Origin of the sequence: Pseudomonas sp. Ga0074129 (genome assembly GCA_001465025.1) — a bacterium.
Classification (GTDB): domain Bacteria; phylum Pseudomonadota; class Gammaproteobacteria; order Pseudomonadales; family Pseudomonadaceae; genus Aquipseudomonas.
The window spans coordinates 1-20,263 of the sequence record LNDO01000015.1 but is presented as its reverse complement, the minus strand read 5'-3'; the positions used below and the strand labels follow the sequence as shown (position 1 = coordinate 20,263).

Here is a 20,263-nt window from a genome sequence, read left to right as displayed (position 1 = left end):
GCGCCGTCACACTCAACCCAGAGAGGGAGCAGCCGGCAGTGAAAATAGCAGCTTAAAAACACGGCTGACGCGACAACTACCTTGCAAAACGCCGCTGGCAACGCACCCGCATTTTCACCAGTGACGCCCTCCAGCGGGGGATCGATTGGTTCAATCACTGCCCGTCCTGCCAGCACACCGAGTTGGAAACCCGCCCTGCCAGCCGCACGGAAATCATGCGGGAACGGCTGCGCCAATTCCTGCGCTGACCAAAAAACTGAACGAAATGAAAGGAGAGCCCATCATGGTCAAAAATATTCTTGCTACTGTCGGTCTGGCTGTCGTGCTAAAAGCCGCTTATGAACACTACCGCGAGTTCCAAGAATTGAGGCGAGAGCGCAGGAACGGTAGTAAACCAACCACCTGAATGGCTGAGGTTAAACGCCTTCTTACTAGCCACTTCTACTGACAGGCAATCGACATTAGGAAAACTGAGTGAGGTTCATCTGATTGAGATGAACCTCATGCATCGCCGTAGGCTGACGTTAACGGACCACCCCATATCAGCCAATAGAGCCATGACTTTTCGCCCGGAAACCAGTTCTATGCCTTGAGCATATAGCTCCAACTGTGCGCTGTCTGTTGACGCCTCATTCCGTAGAGTTTGCATGAACTCAACGGAGCGCCAGGTAGAATCCACCACTACACTCCAGTGCACGTTAAACCTCACAAGGGAGCCACAATGGCTATCAAATATCGTGCAATTCACACGACCAGCCCTTGGAGAAAGGCCCAGCACTCGTCCCTCCAAAAAGCTATAGACGGGCCGGATGGAGCAAAGAATCTTCTTCGGAATATAGGCCGTGTTGGCCAAAAGTGGCAGAAATATGGTCCAGTGTCCTGCATCTTTGTATGGGACGAGGATCGTGATCCGGGCTACGCCTTCCGCCTCAAGCCGGGCTCCAACTATGAGATTGAAATGGCGACCGTGGCCCGTCACCTACTTGAGCATCACGACCGGGAAAAGAGCTGCCCCGCATCCGAAATTGAAGCCTACTTCTCACGCCCCCAGCATTCTCATTCGGCAACCGATCAGGACACACCAAGTAATACAACCAAGACCGAAAGCACCGACGTCGTAGGAGAACAACTTCTCGCACAAACTATTTTTCCAGATGAATTACCTGATGATGCATCTCATGTGGAGGGGCTAGCGCGTTCTGTTCTCGTTAATACTTACGAGCGTAGCGAATCAGCTCGCAATACATGCATCAATCATCACAAACCGATTTGTCAGGTATGCACCTTAAACTTTGAGGAAAAATACGGAGAAATCGGACGTGGTTACATTCATGTTCACCACATAGTGCCGATCGCCGCGATCGGAAAGCAATACCAAGTCGATCCTATCAACGACTTGGTACCGGTCTGCCCGAACTGCCACGCCATGCTTCATAGGCGAAACCCGCCACTCTCCATTGAGGAGTTGCGGATAAAATTAAATGACAGCTAAAGATTCATTTTGCTCCATCACAAAGCGTTATGGTGCAGGCTCGATATCTACATTATCCCGCCCACTACTGATGTCAGTGATCCTGCCTGCCCTACTCGTTGAGCCAGCGCCTCGTGCAGTTGCAACGCCAAGCCGCTGGTGCGCTGCACGTTGCGACCCACCGCGCCTTCGAACACCCCCGGGTGAGTCTCAGCCAGGCTGAACCACTCCCTGGCGCGGGTGATGGCGGTGTACAGCAGCTCCTTAGTCAACACTGGGTTCAGCGCATCGGGCAACACAAGCGCGGTGTGGTTGAACTCCGAACCCTGGGATTTGTGCACCGTCATGGCGAACACCGTTTCCACCTCCACCAACCGGCTCGGCATCACGAAACGCACTCCGCCACTGCCGTCGTTGCGCGGGAAGGCCACGCGCAGGGCCAGCGCACCGTCCGGCCCCGGCACCCATAGCGCAATGCCGATATCGCCATTCATCAGGTTCAAGCTGTAGTCATTGCGCGTCACCAGCACCGGCCGCCCTTCGTACCAGCCGTGGTCGCTGTCCAGCAAACCGCGCCGACGCAACTGCGTGGCCACGCGCTGGTTCAACCCCTCCACGCCCCAAGGCCCCCGGCGCAATGCGCAGAGCAGGCGGAACTGGTCGAATGCAGACAACACCTTGCCCGCCCAGCCAGCCCATAGCTCGCTGTCCCACTGTGTATCAGCCGCAGGTCGCAGGTCGCGCAGTTGCTCCAGGTAATGCCGGTAGCCGGGCGCATTGCGGTTGCCATCGATGGCTAGGTCGCTAAGCGCGGCATCCTGCTCGCCACGCATCAGCAGGTTGAAAAGCTGCTCCGAGGGCTGTTCGAGCACACGCCGTGCTTCGCCCGCCTGCTTGTTGTTGATCAGCTTGGCCAGGCGCCCGATACCCTTCTGCGGGTCGAAACGCCAAGAGCGGCGCAACATCACGGTCTGCTGCGCCAGCGGGGCGCCCGCGCCTTCGGCCATCTGCAACTCAGGGTCAACCAGCGTCTCACCGCTGTGGGTGCTCAGCCACTGGGCGGTTTGCGCGTTGTAGTCGCCTTTTTCAGCCTCGCGGCACAAGTCGCCCATCACCGAGCCGGCTTCCACCGAGGCCAACTGGTCCTTGTCGCCCAGCAGAATCAAGCGCGCTGCCTGGGGCAAGGCATCCAGCACGCAGGCCATCATTTCCAGGTCGATCATCGAGGCTTCATCGACCACCAGTACATCCAGCTCCAGCGGTTTATCGCGCTGGTGAATGAAGTTGCGCGAGTTCGGTCGGCTGCCCAGCAAGCGGTGCAAGGTGGACACATCCGTCGGGATCTCGGCGCGCGCCGCATCACTCACCGGCAACACCCGAACCTCCTTGCCAATGGACTCGGACAAACGCGCCGCCGCCTTGCCGGTCGGCGCCGCCAGGCGGATGCGCAGCGGCTTGCCGCTCTCGACCGCCGGGGTTTGCAGCAACCCCAGCAGGCGCACCACCGAGGTGGTCTTGCCGGTGCCCGGGCCGCCAGTGATGACGCTGAAGTTGCCACGGGCCGCCAGCGCGCAGGCAATTTTCTGCCAGTTGCTGCCTTGCGCGCGCTCGGCTTCGGAACGGGCGGGAAACAGTTCATCGAGACGGCTGGCGAGGTTATCTGGCGTGACCGGCGCCACGCTCAAGCGTGCGCTCAAGGCTTGGGCGATGCTGCACTCGTAGTTCCAGTAGCGGCGCAAGTACAGGCGCTGCCCCACCAGCACCAAGGGCCGTTCAGGGGCGTCCTGGCGGGCGTCACGGTCCTCGACCAGGGTGCTGGCGGCCAGCGCCTGGCGCCACTGCGTAGCGTCCAGGCCCTGCAACCATTGCGACGGCAGCGTGCTGCCCTCCTCGCCTTCTGGTGGCAACGACAGCACGAAATCCGGCGCTGCCAGGGTGGCGGTAAGGTCCAGGCAGGCATGGCCACGGCCCAGTTGGTGGCTGGTCATCGCGGCGGCCAGCAGCACGCTGGCCTGGGCCTGAGGGTCTTGTTCAAGAATGAACTTCGCCAAGGCACGATCCAGCGCGCGCAACCAGCCACGCGCCACCCAGGTATCGATTTGCTGCAAGAGCTCGCTGTTGCTGGCGACGCCAATGAACACCGCCACCTGCTCGGCATCGCCCTGGCTGCTGCTCAGTTGCTTGAGGGTCTGGCTCATGCGCTGGCCTCCTCGAATTGGCCCATGAAGAGTTGGTCAAGCTGCTCGATCAGTTGCTGCGGTGGGCGCTCGAAGTGCAGTCCATGGGTGGGCGCCTGGTGCCCACGAATGAACAGGTACAACGCCCCGCCCATTTGCTGCTCGTAGTCGTAGCCGGGCAGGCGCAGCTTGAGCTGGCGATGCAGGGCCAACAGGTACAGGCACAGCTGCAGGTCGTAGCGTTTGTCCAGCATGGTTTCGGCCATGGCCTCGGCGACATAGGCGCTGTCGGTGCTGCCCAGCCAGTTGGATTTGTAGTCCGCCACGTAGTAGCGGCCCTCGTGCTCGAAGGTCAGGTCGATGAAGCCTTTGAACATGCCGTTCAACTGGTTGGGCGCCAGTATCGGTCGCGGCGTACCGCCGAGGGTGTGTTCGCGTACCAAGGCATCGAGGCGTTCGACGTTCACGTTGCGGCTGGAGAACCAGAACTCCATCTCGACCTGATAGGTGCTCAACCCGGCTAGCGTGCACTGGGTGCCGTTGAAGCGCAGTGGGGCCTTGAGGTAATGGCTCAACCAGGCCGACAGCGGGTCGATCCAGCGCTCCCAGCCGCGCAGGTTGCAGCGCCGGGCCACGGCGTCGTGCAGGGCTTGCTCGTCGCTGGCAGCGTTGCCGAAGCCCTCATCGCCGGCCCACTCGAACAGCCCGTGCAGGAAAGTGCCCGGCCCCGCCCCGCGGGGGAAGGCGTGAATACCAACGCCGGCAGGCGGGTTCTGCTCGTCGTCCTGCTCTTGCAGGTTGGCTTCCAGCGCGGTGGCAGGCTCAGGGGCAACCGGCGACTCGGCGCCCATCCGCGCACGGTCGTCGGCGATGGCCAAGGCAGAGTAGCTGGCGATCCACCAGTTGGTCGCCAGCGCATGCAGCGGGCGCAAGGCCTCGCTTACCGTCGGGCGCGCAGGTGCCACATGGATACCCTCGGTTTGCGCAGGGGCCTTGCACACCGCGATGTCGTTGCAGCCCTTCGCGAAGGCGTCCACCACTTCAGCCAACCGATCAGGGGCAACCGTGCCTTCGCCTGCCAGCAAGTAGCCCAAGCCCGACTTGTGCAGGTCTATCGACGAGCCTCCGGTCTTGAACCCCTGGGGCGCCACGCAGATCCAGGTGGCGTAGCGGGCGCGGGTCAGGGCGACATACAGCAGGCGCATTTCCTCGCCCATGCGCTCATCGTCAGCGCGTTTCTGCGCAGGCTTTGCCGGGTCGCCCTTGGCCAGTTCAAGCACCAGGCTGTAATGCTCATCCTGTTGTTCATGGAACATCGGCGGCGCCTTGCTGCGGCCATCCACCGCCCTGGCGCTGCACGCGAACGGCAACATCACCAAGGGGTACTCCAGGCCCTTGGACTTGTGCACGGTCACCACTTTGATCAGGTCCGAGTCGCTTTCCAGGCGCAGAATTTCTTCCTCGCTCTGCTCCTTGATCTGCTCGGCCAGGTGGCGAATCAGCGCGTGCTCGCCATCGAGTTCGGCGGCGCTGCGCTGCAGCCATTCGGCCAGGTGCAGCAGGTTGGTCAGGCGGCGCTCGCCCTGTTCTTCAGCCAGCAAACGGGCCGGCACCTTGAAGGTTGCAAGCAGCCTGCGCAGCATGGGCAGCACGCCTTGTTGCTGCCACAGCAAGCGGAAGTCGCGGAACCACTGCACATGCGCGTCCCAGCACAGCTCGTTCTGGTTCAACTGCTCCAGGTCCTGCCAGGAAATGCCCACGCTGCGGGTGGCCAATGCCGCACGCAGCAAGCGGTCGCTGGTGGGCTGGGCGCAGGCCCGCAGGATGCACAGCAGGTCGGTGGCTTCTTCGCTTTCGAATACTGAGTCGCGGTCAGACAGATAAACGCTGGCCAGTTTGCGACGCGCAAGGGCCTTGCGAATAGCTTCGGCTTCCTTGCGGCTGCGTACCAGAATGGCGATATCGGCAGGCTTGAGTGCAGTGAGTTGGCCATCGCTGTTGCGCAGGCCCGAGGGTTTTTCTGCACTGCGGTCGAGCCAGGCCTGAATCGCCGAGGCGCATACCTCGGAGGCCTCGCGCAGGTAAGTGGCGTTGTTGAGTACTCCGTTGGTTTGCAGCTGCCAGAGGGTCAGGGCCTTCTGCTTTTCACCCTCGATCTCCAACGTATCGCTGCGGCCTTTGGCATCAACACCTTCGAACGGCACCGGGTTCTCCTTCCCCTCCTCGGCAAACCGGAACGCGGCTCGGGGGTGGGCTTCGGCGAACTTGAAACAATGGTTGGCGGCATCGACCATCGCTTGGGTGGAGCGGTAGTTGGTGCCCAGGGTGTAATGCCGGCCCTTGGTAGCCTCACGCGCCTTGAGGTAGGTGTAGATGTCGGCGCCACGGAACGAATAGATTGCCTGTTTCGGGTCGCCGATCATGAACAGGCCGCAGTCGGGCAGGTTTTCTCCAATGCAGTAGATTTTTTCGAAGATGCCGTACTGAACCGGGTCGGTGTCCTGGAACTCGTCGATCAGGGCCACCGGGTACTGCTGGCGAATGGTCTGCGCCAGGCGCGGGCCAGACGGGCCTTCCAGGGCACGGCCAAGGCGGTTGAGCAAGTCGTCGAAACCGATCTGCGCCCGGCGCAGCTTTTCTTCCTCGAAGGCGCCCTGCACTTCACGCAGAGCATGCAGCAGCAACTGCGCGCGGATGTCCTGCTTCGACTCCTCATGGTCGACCCAAGCATCGATGGCTTGAAACGCTGGGTGCGTGCCGATGGCACCGCCTTTGTTCAGCTTGAAGCGGGCTTGCCCGCATTTGCGAACGTGGCTACTGGCTTCGCCTCCCTGGCTCCAGGCGGCGATATCGCCAAGCATTTGCTCAAAGGTTTCGGGGGTTTTGGTGGGGTAGGACTTGCCGTTCAGTGCGCTGCGCGCGCTGTGCAGCAACGCCTCCAGCGCCACGATGTCGTTGGCCCAGGCTGCCCTTGCCTGCGCTTCGAGCACGACGCACTGCGCAGCCCAGTCAGCAGGCCCCTGAAGCAAAGCATCCAGTTGCGCGGGCGCTGTGATCGACATCCCTGCCTGCTGAAACTCGGCATCGCTACGCGACAGCAGCGGCGTCAGCGCTTCGCGTAGCTCGGTGGGGCTTTTGAAGCTATCCGTCACCACTCTGGCAACCTCAGGCGGCAGGCCATAGAACTGCTGGCGCCAGTAGTCCCTGACCACTTCATCGAGCAACTCGCGCTGGTCGGTTTCCAGTGTCTGGGTAAACAGGCTGCCGCTGTCGAAGGCGTGCTCGCGCAGCATCCGGTAGCACCAGCCATGAATGGTCGAAACCGCGGCTTCGTCCATCCACTCGCTGGCCAACTGCAACCGACGAGCACAGGCCGGCCACTGATCGGCGGGGTAACCGTTGCGCAGTTTCACCAGCAGCGGGTCGTGACGCTCATCAGGTGCCTGAAAGCACTGGGCAGCCTCGTTCAAGCGTGCGCGAATGCGGTCGCGCAGCTCTTGGGTGGCGGCGTCGGTGAAGGTCACCACCAGAATTTGCGGCGGCGTCAGCGCTTGCTTGAACGCAGCATCGCCCCCATGGCCCAGTACCAGCCGCACGTACAGCAAGGCGATGGTGAAGGTTTTGCCGGTGCCGGCACTCGCTTCGATCAAGCGGCTGCCATGCAGTGGGAAATCGAGGGGGTTGAGGTTAACCGCTGTCATTGGTCGTTTCCTGCGTCGGTCGAGGTGAAGTGGCCGAACAAGCCGCCATACAGGTGCTGGGTCCAAGCCACGAACTGGCCGCTCGCGCACAGTTGGTCGAAGTCGGCGTAGGCACGCCGCTGGGCGAACGAGCGCTCCACTTCACCCTTTTTCATGTAGCCGCCTTCATAGATATCGCGCGCTTTGTCGTAGGCCGAATCGCTGCTTTCCCCACCCGCTGCCAACCAGGCGAAGGCGCTTTCGCAGGCCACCGGCAGCGGCTCTTGCATGCCCGCCACCCAGGCCTGGAGCAGCGCTTGCAGCTGCTCCCGGGCCTGATGTTCAGGCACTGGCCGGAACACCACATCGCCATTCAAACCCACCAGAATGGTCGTGCAGGCAGGCCCGTTCAACTGCAACGCCAAGTGCCGCAACCAAGGCCGCACCAGGTGCTGCCAACGCAGGCTGTCGTCGCTGCACAGCTTCTTGCTGTCCAGTTGCAGGTAGGCTCGCTCATCCAACGCGTTGCGGCGAATGCCACCCAGCCAATCCTTGAGGCCGGGACGCTCGTCAGTGGCGTCAATAACGGCGGCGCTCTGGCCTTCTTCGAGTTCGGGCCAGGCTTGCAGTTGGGCGTGGTAACGCGCCAGCAGGCCCGGCATCGGCTCCACCAGCGCCGAGGCGCTCAAAGTGCCGAAGCCACCAAGTGGCAAGGCGCCCTCGCGTTGCAGGCGCTGCACTTGCTGGTCCAATTCGGTCAGGGCCTGTTCGGGCTCGTACGCCTCCTCGACCCAGCGCTTGAGCGCCTGGGTGAGGCGGTCCTGGTGTTGCCAGTTTTCCAGACCATCGAGCTGGAAGGCCTCGTCATCGCGGTTGACCAACTCGTCGTCATCGAAGTTGACCTTCAACCGCTGGCTGAAGAACGCGCCCACCGGGTCGCGCACGAACTCGGAAAGTTGCCGCAGGCTCAACGGCGTGTCCTGCACCAGCGCGGGCAGGCGTTCGCCTACTGGCTGCGAGTCGTGCTCGTCATGCACCTCGCGCCATTCGCTGGAGTAGGTGAACAAGCCATCAGGCCCCGGCTGGTTGGCGAAGTAGGCGGCGCTGAAGGGTTGCAGTGGGTGCTCCTGGGTCAGCGCTGGCAGCAGTGGCTGGCCGCTGGCCGAGCGCCAGCCGCTGGCCAGGTGGTCGCGCAATTGGCCAATCAGCACCGAGGGCACGCGCTCGCTGTTGTCGCGGATGTTGCGGCCTACCCAGCTCACATACAGCTGCTTGCGGGCCGACAGCAAGGCCTCCAGCAACAAGTACCGGTCATCTTCACGTCGCGAGCGGTCGCCGGGGCGATAGTCGTTGCGCATCAGGTCGAAATCGACCGGCGATTGCTGGCGCGGGTAATCGCCATCGTTCATGCCCAGCAGGCACACAACCTTGAACGGAATCGCCCGCATCGGCATCAATGTGCAGAAGTTCACCGCGCCAGCCAGGAAGCGCTGCGACAGGCCACCATCTTCGATACCGCTGAGCCAGGCCTCGTGCACCACGCTCAGCGGCAGTGGCTGCGCGAACTGCGCCACCTCGCAGGTGCGCAGCCAACCTTCGAGCAGCTTGAGCAATTGGTTGACCAGCAGTTCCTCTGTATCGTTTACCGGGCGGAAGAACACCTTCAACAAGGCTTGCAGGCGCTCTGCCCATTGCACCGGCGTGGCCGGTTGCTGGAGTTCCTGAAGGGCCACTTCCAGGTGGTCGAGCAAGGTCAGCAGCGGCCCGGCCAGGGCAGCTTCCAGCCCCGACACTTCGTCGTAGGGTTCGATGCCGTTGAGCTGAGGCGCTCGCCCAGCAGCGTAGCCCAGCAGCATGCGTCGCATTCCGAAGCGCCAGGTGTTCTGCTCGAGGCCCGCCGGCATGCCCAGGCTTTCGCGCTGCTCGGCATCGAGCCCCCAGCGCACACCGGCACCGTCGATCCAGCGTTGCAGGGTGGGTACGTCGGCTTCGTTGATCGTGAAACGCGCGCGCAAGGCCGGTACGTCCAGCAGGTCAAGAATGTCGCTGGCAGCGAAGCGGCTATGGGGCAGCTTGAGCAGGTGTTCCAGGGCAATCAGCAGCGGCTGGCGGCCGCGCTGGCCTTGGTCGGCCACGGTAAACGGCAGGTAGCGCGAATCACTCCTTGGCACCTGGCCGAACACTGCCTCGATGTGAGGGGTGTAGGCGTTGATGTCCGGCACCATCACGATCACATCCCGTGGGCTCAACTGCTTGTCGGCGCTGAAGCGGGCGAGCAGTTGGTCGTGCAGCACTTCCACTTCGCGCTGCATGCTGTGCACCACGTGAAAACGCAGCGAGCGGTCGGCGGTAGCGTCTACCGGCCCCCAGGCTTCGCGGGTTTCCGGCAGCGGGCGCAGCTCAAGAATATCGCTTTGCAGCTGGCCTAGCAGGGTTGCCGTATCCGGTTCGGTGAACAGGTCGATACGCCCGCCATTGAGGCCGTCGAGCAGGTGGCGATAGCTGCCGGGCTCGTCGTGGTAGTCGAGCAGGTTGATGTAGTCGCGCCCCTGCTTACCCCAGGCGGCGAGCAAGGGTTGGCCGTACTCGTTCGCAGCTGCGGCAACCTCACGGGCAGGTTGGCGGCGGTAGTGGTGCGCCAGCAAGTCTTTGTCGGCAACGATATCGCCCCAGTGGTGCCGGCAAGGGTTGTGCACGCACAGCAGCACCTGGCTGTAGCGGGAAAGCTCTTTCAGGGCTTCGAGCACCTGCGCAGGCATCGAGGAAATGCCGAACACCACAACCCTGCGTGGCAGCCCCTTTGGCGCCTGGGCAGCACTGCGCAGGTGGGCGACGAAGCGTTTGTGAACCCCGGCGCGGCTTTGCTCGAGCGCGCCCTCGCCAACGTCGGCCAATACCTTGCGCCATAGCTGCGCCTGCCACAGGTTCGGCGCATCCAATGGCTGCACAGTGCCCTTGATGTGTTGAAGTTGATCCCGCCCGGCAGCCCAGTCTTCCAGCCAATCGGCGCGGTACACCTGGTATTGGTCGAACAAGTCCGCCAACCGCTCGCACAGTTGGTGCAGCTTGCGCTGTTCATCGTCCTTTTCCAGAAAGCGCTGCAGGCTTGCGAAAACCGGGTTCGTGAGCAAGCTGGGCAGCAGGCGCATCAGCCGCCAGCTCAGCGCTGCCTTGTCCAGCGGCGAGGACTGCGGCGTGGTCTGCGCCCCCAGCACCCCGCGATACACCTGCCACAGAAAGCGCGCAGGCAACTGCACATCCAGCGCCGCGGCAATGCCGCAGCCACCCTTGTGCGGGTCTTCGGCCAGCGCCAGTTTCAGCCACTGGGCGATACCGTTGCTCTGCACCAGCAGCACCTCGTTCTCCAGCGGGTGTAGCGGGTGGCTGCGCATCCACTGCACCGCAAGGGCTCGCAGTTCTTCTAGATGATTGCCATGGATGACAACAAGACCAGGCTGAAGCTCCTGCATAGACACACATCCCTCTAGGTACGCTGGAGTGAAAGCTAATCAACACATGCGACACCCTGTGTCGCACGGGATCTTTCACGGAAGAAGCAAAGTGACGTCGTTGAACTGAGGCAGCGATTGGAGAAACGCTCCGGCAACCTCAAATGACTTCAAGCCGGTAGGTATCGGCGTCATCGACCAACTCAAAGAACAGCTCGCCATCCGAGGACCGAGGGCTGTCAGATGCGGAGGACCAGAACGAAGAGTGCTGCCTCGCATAGGTACAAAGCGCGGCCACCAACGGATGAGCCTTCCACAGCTCGGTCAGCTCACGTCGATGCAGGCCCGGCATAAAGAGCGGTGCAAGCTTCTGCTTTTGATCCAACGAAAGCTCAGCCAACTCCTGCCCATGCTGGCTGATCCACTTGCCAATCAAACGAATGTCGCTGTGGTAGCGCGCATCGGTCACCTGAAGCTGAGCAATACGGATTTTCTGTGGTTCTACAACAACCCTGCAGGCAACGTATTCATCACCATCAGCCAGCGGAGCACTGGCATTCTGCAAGGCGAGCTCAGGGGTTGGGCTGGCGTAAATTGCATGCCGGCGGGACGGCATATTTTTCGGCCGGAGAGACTCCCACAGGTTATCGACCACGTAGGGAACATTGCTGGGAACACGAATAGTCGACTGACGTCGAAAGCCCTTTTCTGCCGCCACCAACTGGCTAGACGGAATCGCTCGGAACAGCTCCATGTAAAACTCCTTAGAGTGAAACCTGGGGAAGCGGCAGTGGGGGCAGCTCTGGATCTACGTTGAAGCCGATCATAAAGAGTGCTTTCTCAATCTCGGCAATGGAGCCAATGCTTGGGTTGTAGGCCATCACTTGCTGCAGCAGCCTTCCTGCAAGTAACACCTGATCCGCCCATAGCAGGCACTGCGCGGCGTTGAGCTTGCGAAACTTGAACTCCCCCAGCGATGGATTTCTATTAGCGTCGCTTCTGCCCTCTCCCCACCGAAAGGCTAAATCAGCCGGCACACTGGGTACACCAGCGCGCAGGAGCCAATAACGAGCAAGCAGTCCCAGTGCAGCGCCAACGCGCCCGTCATAAATGATGATGTTGTCAGGGTCAGCCGCCGCGTAAACCTTTGTCATAGCGGAATTCATTAGGAGTTTCTTGCCATCGAATGCAGCAAGCCCTTGAGCAGATCCAGGCTGAAGCATTTGGACTGCATCCATGATCGATTGGCATAGCGTTTTTCGTTGGTACTGATCCTCGACCCAAGCCAGAGATTTATCACCAGGGCGACGCGCGACGCCCCCCCAGTGAAATATATCCAGGCATGCTTGGCGGGCAGCTGTTTGATCATGCGCCGCTAGCGCTTGCCGTAAACGGTCAGCAATGCATTGGAAAGAATTAGGCTTAGGGCTATCAGGCCAGGAGTAATGGAGAAATGCCTCCTGCAGCGAATGACACCACCAATGATGAACCGTTGAGACAATACGCCCTTTCCAAGGCTTCCAGTGCGAGCTGTGGCTGATACGATAGCTATGCAGTAGCCCTGCCCCCGCAGCTTTTCCCACTGGGAGCAAGCCACGCATCTCTTCCAGTACCTCTGGCTTGTCCCATAAATCAGCCAGGTACTGTGCAAAGGCCTTTTGATTTGCAGTCAGACTCATTCCCTTCCCCTTCAATAATCCTAACCCAGCGCTTCTAGATAAGACCTGCTGGGAGCACAGCCAGCATGCTATGAGCTTTTACATGCCGATTGAATCGTACCATCCAAATCATGTAGCCCCCTCGCCCATGAGCTCCCCTGGCTGATCGCCAGATCCCGCCAGAAACGAAACAGCAGCCCATCAGGATCCGGAGGGGACTCAAAGGTAGAGAAGTAAAAATCGGTAAGCCGCTCAGTCGCCAACACCTCCCCTTTCATCGCAGCCCACTGCAACCAGTATAGGCCAAGCGCAGGATCATACTCAGTTGACTCCTCATCCAGAGCCAGCCTGCCGAGTAAGAAACACGCCATCGCGTCATGCTCCGCCGCACCTTTCTTGTACCAGCTGATGGCTTTGCCATGATCAGCGATAACACATTCGTCCCCTCGCTCATACAAGCTCCCCAATGCTTGCGCAGCACAGGGAATCCCAGCCTCGAAAGCCTGCTCGTAATAGTCGATAGCCAAGACAGGGTTGACGGCCAGCCCCTTCCCATAGAAAGCCTGCTCGGCGAGGTTGAATAGCGCCTCGGCAGAGCCCATCACTGCTGCAAGCTTGAATAACCGTCGAGCCAGCGCAGGGATTGCTTTCAGCCGCGCCCCATTGAGCCACAACCAGCCCAGATCATTGAGAGCCTCGGCATCCCCCTGCAAAGCCTGCCCGCGCAGCTCCGCATATCGGTGGCGAACTCTGATCGGATCAACCAAGCCAAGCAGTGGATTGGCTGCTTTGATTTGGTGATAAGTCACGCCGGCCACCCCACTCAACTCCATTACTCGTAGCGATGGCATACCGATGCCGGCATACAAGCGCGTTAACTCATCAAGCTCGGCAAGCTCAACGTGCTCGGCACGGGGAAGAAGGTTGTCCATGAGATTGAACACATCTGCAGATTTGCTCATGCTGCCGCCTCATCGGTGATCCTGCCTGTGCATTCTCACCAGCTTTGCGACAGCTCATGTCGCATGCAGACAAGGACGACAATTTGGACCAGCTACTCCGTCACGATCTGATTCTTCGCCTTCTCCCTGGGAAGGAAAACGCCATCAGCATCAACACCATTCGGCAACGGGTGGCAAACCAAGGGATTGATGTCAGCATAAAAACCATTCAGCGAGACTTGGTTGATCTCGGACTGCAATACCCTCAGATACGCAGCAAGCCCATGGGCAAAGCCAATTTGTGGTGGGCCGAAAAGTCGTTGTCACGTCTATACATGCTGCCAACCGATGCAATGAATCTCGTCATGATCATGAATCACGCAGCCCGATTTGGCATGGCAGCTCAGGTGCAGAAACTAGCCCCGATACGGGACTATGCAATCTCCTTACTCAAGGGAAACCGCCCTGCTCAGGACTGCTCTGGCAAGGTCATCAGCAACACTCGCTTCGTCGTGCTCGAGCCAAGCCCAGTAAATCCTGAAGTGCTGGAAGTCATCCAAAATGCTCTACTGGATGATGACTCTGTCGAGGTTCTTTACCTCAAGCGCGGAGCCCACGAGCCACGCCTGCTTCACCTCAAACCCTTGGGGCTTTCCTACCAGGACTCCAACATCTACCTGTCATGCATTTTCAAGGGTTTGCCAAAAGGCCAAGTCGCCGCCCTCCCCCTGCATCGTTTTCAATCCGCCAAAACCACCCGGGACAATCTGGAAGCACCTCACGACTTCGATATCAACTCGAACGAGGCCAGACGAAGCCTTATCAGTCAGAGATCAGAGCACCCTGTTCGCTTGAAACTGCGTATTTCGCAAGCCCTCTATGAGCGTCTGCACGAAAACGCACTCACCACCGATCAACAGCTACAACCGACAGCCGATGGCTGGTGGTTGATGACAGGCAGCCTGCATCTCAGTCAAGGACTGGACCTATGGCTGTTAAGCCAAGGCGAATACCTGGAGGTTCTCGAACCCATTGAGCTGAGAGAGCAAATCGCTACTTCGGCGAAACGGATGGCGGCGCTGTACGAAAAAAGCTAATGCGACACAGGCTGTCGCATACCCGAAGCACCCTGTCTCCTGCCATCTAACCACGGAGACTCAGCGATGAAGACCTACTCTGCCTTCCTGCAACGTGTGACGCCCAATGCGGGACCGCGCGCCAACTTTACGATCACGGTACAGGCCGTCAGCTCCGAGATGGCGCGAGTGACAGCCGAGGCCCAGTACCCCGGCTACAAATGTGCCAACGCTCCCGTGCAGGTACGCTAAAGGTGCTCAAGCCACGCTTTGGCAAATCGGGACTTCGAGACTACCTCTACTACCTGTTCAACCAGGAAGAAAGTCTCGAAAGCCCCAAAGCTGCGCTCGACCAGATGGCAGCTCAAGAAGTACCCCACCTGGATACTTACGAAGTTGGTCTTATCGCCGCTAAACAAGCGGAGGCTGACCGGTTTATGGGGCTTGTTGAAGGTGCCATGCACAAGCACCTATCCAGCCCGACAAGGCAGCGCTTTACGGCTTACGGGTTGGATCAGGCATGGCGACCATTGCGGCTATTTGATGAGGCCCATTGGATTCATGGCGGCCCCACCTGCCCGCTACCACAGGAGTTTCTGGCTAGCCTAGGCAGCATCGTGCACATCCATCTGCTAGAGCAAAACGATACAAGACTACCGTCTGGATTTCGCGCCTATCGCTGGAGGTCAGAAAGTGACTTGGTAGAGTTTTGGGCAAGCCTCTACCTCTCCCGCGAAATGAGCTGGTTCTTAGAGCTGGACTGGGAAAGCTACTTTATGTGGCAGCCACGTGTTGACTGCATTGCCACAGTGAGTGTCGGCTGGGGGGCGACACCTAGCGCAGCTGTGAATGCTCTGCTGGCATCAGCAGAAACGACGAATCCAAGCCACTTCGATGGTGAGATTTTGATCATTGAAGGTGGTATAGACACACGCATCGGAGATTACGTCGATATCGTGGATACGCTGGAGCGAAGCCTCGAACTGGACTTTGTCACCACTGGCTGGGTAAGCCTGAACTATTCGGGTTATGGCCTGAAGCTCCTGAGGTTCCGCCATCCATAACTAGGCAACACCACTCTCCTCGCCAATATCCCAGGCTGGTGCCTCAGTCTGATCTGGAGGCAACGAATGAAAAAACGCTCAAGATGCTTCCGCCAAGCACAGGCCAAATGTCGACCGGCAGGTCGACAGACAGCCCTGCACCAACGACGTTTGCCTGAAATGCTCAGCAGTGCGGATCAAGCCCTATTGACTGAATTCCTCTGCCAACTTGACTCCGCAAAGCTGCGGCAAACCTCAGAGAACGAATCATGGTCTGTCTTCTCAACACCACTTCCCCACCCCTGAACATCCAGTTGGATTGCGGGCAATCAGTCTCCGTTGAGGCCTTCATGTACGACCTGACTTATGCAGGGCTCATTGAGGGAACGCCCAATGAAAGCCTCAACACCTGGATTATCGAGCGCGCGCTGACTCGCCACGAGGCGCTATGGGGAGAGCGCCAGATCTACATGATTCCGCCTGTAATGGATGTCAGTGATCCTGCACGCCCTACCCTGCCGCGACTCAACCTGCATGTATGGCTCTGCTCAGAGTCGATAAACCCGATGTTCGATGGCTCCCAGCTCGTGGTCACCTGGTTTGTGGACGAGTGCCATATGCAGCCACTGGCGGAGGTTCTTTCAAGCGCCATTCGACATCTGCCATGGAAGCAGTTGGCGCGTGACTTCGACTATTAATCCCACCAGTCAAAAACATTGCTGCCCCACCTTTGAAAGCCTTGGTATGGTCTGACTTTCATCACAATCACAGGGAGTTATCGCATGCACTACCAGGCTTTGAAGGAGCGCCACCGCCAAGAACGCGACCAACAACATCCCAATCTCAGCCTACGACTGCATCGAGCCCTGAGCTGGCTGAACCGGGCAGAACACGCCGAAGATATTGATGGCCGATTCATTTTTCTGTGGATCGCATTCAACGCAGCCTACGCCACAGATATCGACGAGCAGCAACGGCTATCCGAACAGGAAACCTTCAAAGCCTTTCTCGAAAAACTGTGCTCACTTGATAGCACCAACAGCATCGAGAAGCTCGTCTGGTCAGAGTTCCCCGGTAGCATCCGGGTGCTACTGGACAACCCGTATGTTTTCCAAAGCTTCTGGGATCATCAAAGCGGGAAAATCAGCGAAGAACAGTGGAAAGAACGCTTCGCCAGCGGAAAAAAAGCAGCAGCTTTGGCGCTGGCCAACCGAAACACGCTTGCGGTACTTGGCGTGATGTTCAACCGGATTTACACCCTGCGAAACCAGCTCATACACGGTGGCGCGACTTGGAATGGCCGGGTTAACAGAGACCAACTGCGAGACTGCAGCAACCTTCTCAGCAAGCTAGTGCCATTGATCATCCAGATCATGCTGGATAACCCAGACACCTTATGGGGCGATGCCAACTACCCCGTGGTTGGCTGAGAATGGACACCGGTTTATCTTGAATAGATGCACCATGCCCAGAGCCCAAAACCCGTCATCCGCGTGCCATCGAGCGTATCCGCGAAACCGGCTTGATAAGACTTTCCGCCGGGATGCCAAACAAACTATGCAGCTTCCATATCATCGGCAGGGTTAAGGAGCGTGTGCCGTTCAGCACCTCGTACACACGATTGGTACGACCGATTGCAGGACTCAGATCGCTTGCGCTCAGCCCCGACTGCTCCATGCGAAACTTGATGGCGTCTATCGGATTGGGCAGGTCTACCGGAAAGTGCTTGGCTTCGTAGGCTTCCACCAAAGTCAGCATAACTTCAAAGCGATCACCCTCCGGAGTACCGGGCTCAGGTTCATGATCGAAAAGCGGCGAGAGCACCTTAAGCGCTGCGCGGTAATCCTGATCATTGCGAATAGGGCGAATGTTCATGGTGTTCACTCCATTTCAACGGTATCAGCATCAATGGCATCGTATTGCCGGTGCGTACCAATGAACTTGATGTAGATGGCACCGAAGCGATAGGTCACGGCAACGACCAACCGGTAGTCATTCCCCTTGATGTTGAAGACCACGCGGCGACTCTTGAGAATGCTCGCGCTGCGGAACTTTTCCTTTATCTCTGTCGGGCTTTTCCAATCAGCCTTCTTGGCCTCATCGATCCACGCCAGGAGCGACTGCTCGGCATCCGGGCACAGCTCCCAAGAGAGCTTTAAGATGGCTGATGGCGATTATTCTCATGGCCCGATGACAGTCCCAAATTGGGACTAAAGGCAAGCTGCACTTGCCTACCACAGTGACGCCACGGTATCCCATCTACCCAAGAAGCCTCTGACAGTGGTGCATTGGTCATAGACGCACCACTGCCCATAACACCGTCATACCAGTGTGTGGACATCGGCTCATTTCTCGGTCAATCGAGGAATACCTTGGTCACAGTCACTAAATCGCCCCTGATTTTCCTAGAGAAAGTCAGAGGAGCTTTGGGTGTCCAAAAGGTGTCGAGCTTAAGCCTGCTGGAGAAGCCCGCTGTCGATATCTGAAAAATTGCTGATCTTCACTGAGCCATCAGGAAAACGGGCAATTACTTCCAATTGACCACCCATAGCTTCGATATGGCTACGCAAGGTGGAAATGTACATGTCAGTACGCCTTTCCATCTTGGCAATGGATGGTTGTTGCACATGCAGCACCTCAGCCAGCACCTTCTGTGAAAGGCCACGCGCCTGCCGCAGTTCATTGAGTGGCATCTCTGCAAGCAGATGTTGGGCTTTGGCCTCTACTCTGGCCTGAGATTCAGGTGCCATCTTTGCGCGCAGCTCTGCAAATTTTTTAGCCATCTATCAAACCTTCCTTCCGAAGCTGCTCCAGATGTTCGTCATACAGACGGTCAGATAACGGAACGTTGATTTCATACCAACGACCATCGCCAGTCTTGTCGCCGCCGATCAACAAGATGGCCGACCTCCTGGGATCAAAAGCGTAAAGGGTTCTGTATGGTCGACCTTCGTGCTGAGTTCTCAGCTCTCTCATATGGCCATGGCGTGAGCCATTGATTCCGCTGCTATGAGGAAATCCAAGTGTCGGGCCTCGCTCTTCCAGGAGCCTAACCGAGACAGCAACAGACTCTTGCTCCTCAGCAGATAAGCTCTCCCACCAGTCACCGAATTCGTCGGTGTATTCAATATCCCAAGTCATGGAGAAAATATAACCCCAAAGGAATATTCCATCAATGGAATATTTTGTTCATGACGACGAGAGCGGCGCGAAGCGTAATGCATCCTGCAGATGAGCTGGAGCCAAGTGCGCATAGCGGCTGGTCATAGCTTGGCTGGAATGGCCCAGGATTGCCATCACTCGCTACGTTTTTACACGGCCAGGGCCGGAAGTGGACGATCCAGGGCTGGACCTGGGTTTATCTTGACCGGACGCACCAATATCCGAAACGCATGCACATCCGGTTTTTCGCAATTCCCTAGAGCTCCTTGCCCACCTAGATATGGCGCAGCTCATCAAAAAACTGCGCCACATTCGCAATCGTAAATGGCGCGGTTCTGGAAACTGCGCCAATATTGCGCCAACAGCATTTAAACGGTGCCAATTCAGCAATGCCTTCAAGCACTGAAATACTGAACAGCACCCAAGCATCTGGAAACGGATTGACACTGGCAGAGCTCCTAGCCAGGCACCCTGATATAGCTCGAAGAACAGCACAGCGGTTATGGATTACGAAAAGTTACTGTCGAGTGTCATCCAGCTCGTAGAAGACGCGGGCGAGCTTCTAATTGCCGAGTGGCAGCGCCCGAATGGACCTCGTGGCTCAGGTGATAAGGCAGAAATCGATATCGAGATTGAGTCCATGCTGAAGCCCGGGCTGCTTCAGTTACTCGACTGCGACTTCTGGGGAGAAGAAACAGGTTATCGACTCACTGGAGCACAGCATTGCTGGGTTGTTGACCCCAATGACGGAACTGCCGACTTTCTAAAAGGCCACAAAGGCTCAGTCATATCGGTCGGTCTGCTCGAAGACTCACAACCGGTGCTTGGCGTGGTCTATGCCCCCGTTCTAGAGGGAGAGCAACCTGACTGCATCGCGTGGGCCAAAGGTTCGCCAACGTTGCTGCGCAATGGAAAACCGGTCGCCATAACTCTTCCCCACAAGGAATGGAATCAAAGCAGCAAAGTCATGGTTAGCACCGCAGCAAAAGGCAAGCCCGAGCTCAATTCAGAATTGTGTTCCCCCGGTAGCTTTGTTGCGATGCCCAGCATCGCCTATCGACTGGCGCGAGTAGCAGCGGGGGATGGGGACGCAGGAGTATCACTTGTACCCGTATCAGCGCACGACGTGGCTGCCGGTCATGCACTGCTAATTGGTGCCGGTGGAGTGCTAGTCGATCAAGATGGCATCGGCATTACGTATGCCACAGAAGTCAGCATGCAGACTGTCTCCCGGAAATGTTTTGGCGGCACTGCAGAGGCCTGCCAGGCACTGGTCAGCCGGAACTGGAACAAGGTGTTTATCTAGCCTTAGCCAGCCTTGGCCGCCACTGTGTTAGCGAACAGCTCTAGCTGCGTGCGGTATATCCTGCGGTCACGTCGCGCTCCTTTATCCTTGCCAAGATCCACTCCTGCACCTCGGTGTCGACCCAGCCGACGCAACGGTCGCCCAACGAGACCGGCTTCGGGAAGCTGCCCTCCCCGATATACCTGTAGATGGTCGATCTGGCTGTATGCGTCCGGGCATCACGCCTTGCGTGATTAAAGTGGCTGCCACTTATGCGGTAGCAATTGATCGATGTCACTCGCCCGCTGCGTCGGCAGGCGC

At 58.6% G+C, this 20,263-nt stretch carries 18 protein-coding genes and 2 pseudogenes; 8 read left to right on the top strand and 12 right to left on the bottom strand.

All coding sequences use genetic code 11. The annotated features are described in order from the left end of the window. Positions 1-283 precede the first annotated feature (283 nt). Positions 284-406 carry a hypothetical protein gene (locus AUK77_RS00830; protein ID WP_296125264.1) on the top strand — a complete coding sequence of 41 codons (123 nt, stop codon included), beginning with the start codon at positions 284-286 and terminating at the stop codon, positions 404-406. Positions 407-721: 315 nt separating this feature from the next. After that, the gene (locus AUK77_RS00825; RefSeq protein ID WP_296125262.1) at positions 722-1,492 is read left to right on the top strand and encodes an HNH endonuclease; all 771 of its coding nucleotides are present in this window, start codon (positions 722-724) and stop codon (positions 1,490-1,492) included. Between the two features lie 47 nt (positions 1,493-1,539). On the opposite strand, the gene recD is transcribed toward AUK77_RS00825, so the two are convergent. From recD to AUK77_RS00795, 6 genes are all read right to left on the bottom strand, one after another. Continuing rightward, complete coding sequence (gene recD / locus AUK77_RS00820) at positions 1,540-3,669, bottom strand: exodeoxyribonuclease V subunit alpha (RefSeq protein WP_296125260.1); 2,130 nt, start codon at positions 3,667-3,669, stop codon at positions 1,540-1,542. Then, positions 3,666-7,349 (bottom strand): exodeoxyribonuclease V subunit beta, encoded by a 3,684-nt coding sequence (gene recB, locus AUK77_RS00815; protein WP_296125258.1) that lies wholly within the window; start codon positions 7,347-7,349, stop codon positions 3,666-3,668. The genes recD and recB overlap by 4 nt, the downstream gene beginning before the upstream one ends. Then, on the bottom strand, positions 7,346-10,798 hold the full coding sequence (recC, locus tag AUK77_RS00810; RefSeq protein ID WP_296125257.1) for an exodeoxyribonuclease V subunit gamma: 3,453 nt from the start codon (positions 10,796-10,798) through the stop codon (positions 7,346-7,348). The genes recB and recC overlap by 4 nt, the downstream gene beginning before the upstream one ends. Positions 10,799-10,937: 139 nt before the next feature. Further along, positions 10,938-11,531: a hypothetical protein gene (locus tag AUK77_RS00805; RefSeq protein WP_116619677.1), complete on the bottom strand. Its 594-nt coding sequence runs from the start codon at positions 11,529-11,531 to the stop codon at positions 10,938-10,940. Positions 11,532-11,541: 10 nt separating this feature from the next. Continuing rightward, the gene (locus AUK77_RS00800) at positions 11,542-12,456 is read right to left on the bottom strand and encodes a hypothetical protein (protein ID WP_125866840.1); all 915 of its coding nucleotides are present in this window, start codon (positions 12,454-12,456) and stop codon (positions 11,542-11,544) included. Positions 12,457-12,524: 68 nt separating this feature from the next. Next, the gene (locus AUK77_RS00795) at positions 12,525-13,397 is read right to left on the bottom strand and encodes a tetratricopeptide repeat protein (protein WP_296125256.1); all 873 of its coding nucleotides are present in this window, start codon (positions 13,395-13,397) and stop codon (positions 12,525-12,527) included. Between the two features lie 83 nt (positions 13,398-13,480). Between AUK77_RS00795 and AUK77_RS00790 the strand changes: the two genes are divergently transcribed. The 5 genes from AUK77_RS00790 to AUK77_RS00770 all read left to right on the top strand — a co-directional run bounded on the left by AUK77_RS00790 (position 13,481) and on the right by AUK77_RS00770 (position 16,925). Beyond that, the gene (locus AUK77_RS00790; RefSeq protein ID WP_296125254.1) at positions 13,481-14,473 is read left to right on the top strand and encodes a WYL domain-containing protein; all 993 of its coding nucleotides are present in this window, start codon (positions 13,481-13,483) and stop codon (positions 14,471-14,473) included. 66 nt (positions 14,474-14,539) lie between these two features. Further along, a complete protein-coding gene (locus AUK77_RS00785; RefSeq protein ID WP_185966342.1) occupies positions 14,540-14,704 on the top strand; it encodes a hypothetical protein in 165 nt (54 codons plus the stop codon). 2 nt (positions 14,705-14,706) lie between these two features. Continuing rightward, positions 14,707-15,516: a hypothetical protein gene (locus AUK77_RS00780; protein ID WP_296125253.1), complete on the top strand. Its 810-nt coding sequence runs from the start codon at positions 14,707-14,709 to the stop codon at positions 15,514-15,516. A gap of 248 nt (positions 15,517-15,764) precedes the next feature. Continuing rightward, complete coding sequence (locus AUK77_RS00775) at positions 15,765-16,193, top strand: hypothetical protein (RefSeq protein ID WP_296125251.1); 429 nt, start codon at positions 15,765-15,767, stop codon at positions 16,191-16,193. A gap of 84 nt (positions 16,194-16,277) precedes the next feature. Then, the gene (locus AUK77_RS00770; RefSeq protein ID WP_191122758.1) at positions 16,278-16,925 is read left to right on the top strand and encodes a HEPN domain-containing protein; all 648 of its coding nucleotides are present in this window, start codon (positions 16,278-16,280) and stop codon (positions 16,923-16,925) included. A gap of 55 nt (positions 16,926-16,980) precedes the next feature. On the opposite strand, the gene AUK77_RS00765 is transcribed toward AUK77_RS00770, so the two are convergent. The 5 genes and pseudogenes from AUK77_RS00765 to AUK77_RS18920 form a co-directional block, all read right to left on the bottom strand. Further along, complete coding sequence (locus tag AUK77_RS00765; RefSeq protein ID WP_296125250.1) at positions 16,981-17,370, bottom strand: transcriptional regulator; 390 nt, start codon at positions 17,368-17,370, stop codon at positions 16,981-16,983. A gap of 5 nt (positions 17,371-17,375) precedes the next feature. Beyond that, positions 17,376-17,679 (bottom strand): annotated as a pseudogene (locus tag AUK77_RS00760) (type II toxin-antitoxin system HigB family toxin). Positions 17,680-17,945: 266 nt separating this feature from the next. Beyond that, entirely contained in the window at positions 17,946-18,278 is a 333-nt protein-coding gene (locus tag AUK77_RS00755) for an XRE family transcriptional regulator (RefSeq protein ID WP_296125248.1), read from the bottom strand. Then, positions 18,271-18,636, bottom strand: coding sequence for a type II toxin-antitoxin system RelE/ParE family toxin (locus AUK77_RS00750; protein WP_296125247.1), 366 nt, complete (start codon positions 18,634-18,636; stop codon positions 18,271-18,273). The genes AUK77_RS00755 and AUK77_RS00750 overlap by 8 nt, the downstream gene beginning before the upstream one ends. Positions 18,637-18,684: 48 nt before the next feature. Then, positions 18,685-18,786, bottom strand: a pseudogene (locus AUK77_RS18920) (integrase); the annotation flags it as partial. Between the two features lie 373 nt (positions 18,787-19,159). Here AUK77_RS18920 and AUK77_RS00745 point away from each other — a divergent pair. Next, a complete protein-coding gene (locus AUK77_RS00745; RefSeq protein WP_296125246.1) occupies positions 19,160-19,963 on the top strand; it encodes an inositol monophosphatase family protein in 804 nt (267 codons plus the stop codon). Between the two features lie 40 nt (positions 19,964-20,003). Here the strand turns inward: AUK77_RS00745 and AUK77_RS00740 are convergent, their stop codons facing one another. Then, positions 20,004-20,216: an AlpA family phage regulatory protein gene (locus tag AUK77_RS00740; protein ID WP_296125266.1), complete on the bottom strand. Its 213-nt coding sequence runs from the start codon at positions 20,214-20,216 to the stop codon at positions 20,004-20,006. Between the last annotated feature and the right edge of the window lie 47 nt (positions 20,217-20,263).

What these genes read in the sequence shown, in the direction of transcription:
- AUK77_RS00805 (WP_116619677.1), bottom strand. Translation starts at nt 11,531, where the DNA reads ATGGAGCTGTTCCGAGCGATTCCGTCTAGCCAGTTGGTGGCGGCAGAA.
- recC (WP_296125257.1), bottom strand. Translation starts at nt 10,798, where the DNA reads ATGCAGGAGCTTCAGCCTGGTCTTGTTGTCATCCATGGCAATCATCTA.
- AUK77_RS00750 (WP_296125247.1), bottom strand. Translation starts at nt 18,636, where the DNA reads ATGACTTGGGATATTGAATACACCGACGAATTCGGTGACTGGTGGGAG.
- AUK77_RS00765 (WP_296125250.1), bottom strand. Translation starts at nt 17,370, where the DNA reads ATGAACATTCGCCCTATTCGCAATGATCAGGATTACCGCGCAGCGCTT.
- AUK77_RS00795 (WP_296125256.1), bottom strand. Translation starts at nt 13,397, where the DNA reads ATGAGCAAATCTGCAGATGTGTTCAATCTCATGGACAACCTTCTTCCC.
- AUK77_RS00775 (WP_296125251.1), top strand. Translation starts at nt 15,765, where the DNA reads ATGGTCTGTCTTCTCAACACCACTTCCCCACCCCTGAACATCCAGTTG.
- AUK77_RS00785 (WP_185966342.1), top strand. Translation starts at nt 14,540, where the DNA reads ATGAAGACCTACTCTGCCTTCCTGCAACGTGTGACGCCCAATGCGGGA.
- AUK77_RS00800 (WP_125866840.1), bottom strand. Translation starts at nt 12,456, where the DNA reads ATGAGTCTGACTGCAAATCAAAAGGCCTTTGCACAGTACCTGGCTGAT.
- AUK77_RS00770 (WP_191122758.1), top strand. Translation starts at nt 16,278, where the DNA reads ATGCACTACCAGGCTTTGAAGGAGCGCCACCGCCAAGAACGCGACCAA.
- AUK77_RS00745 (WP_296125246.1), top strand. Translation starts at nt 19,160, where the DNA reads ATGGATTACGAAAAGTTACTGTCGAGTGTCATCCAGCTCGTAGAAGAC.
- recD (WP_296125260.1), bottom strand. Translation starts at nt 3,669, where the DNA reads ATGAGCCAGACCCTCAAGCAACTGAGCAGCAGCCAGGGCGATGCCGAG.
- AUK77_RS00755 (WP_296125248.1), bottom strand. Translation starts at nt 18,278, where the DNA reads ATGGCTAAAAAATTTGCAGAGCTGCGCGCAAAGATGGCACCTGAATCT.
- AUK77_RS00830 (WP_296125264.1), top strand. Translation starts at nt 284, where the DNA reads ATGGTCAAAAATATTCTTGCTACTGTCGGTCTGGCTGTCGTGCTAAAA.
- recB (WP_296125258.1), bottom strand. Translation starts at nt 7,349, where the DNA reads ATGACAGCGGTTAACCTCAACCCCCTCGATTTCCCACTGCATGGCAGC.
- AUK77_RS00825 (WP_296125262.1), top strand. Translation starts at nt 722, where the DNA reads ATGGCTATCAAATATCGTGCAATTCACACGACCAGCCCTTGGAGAAAG.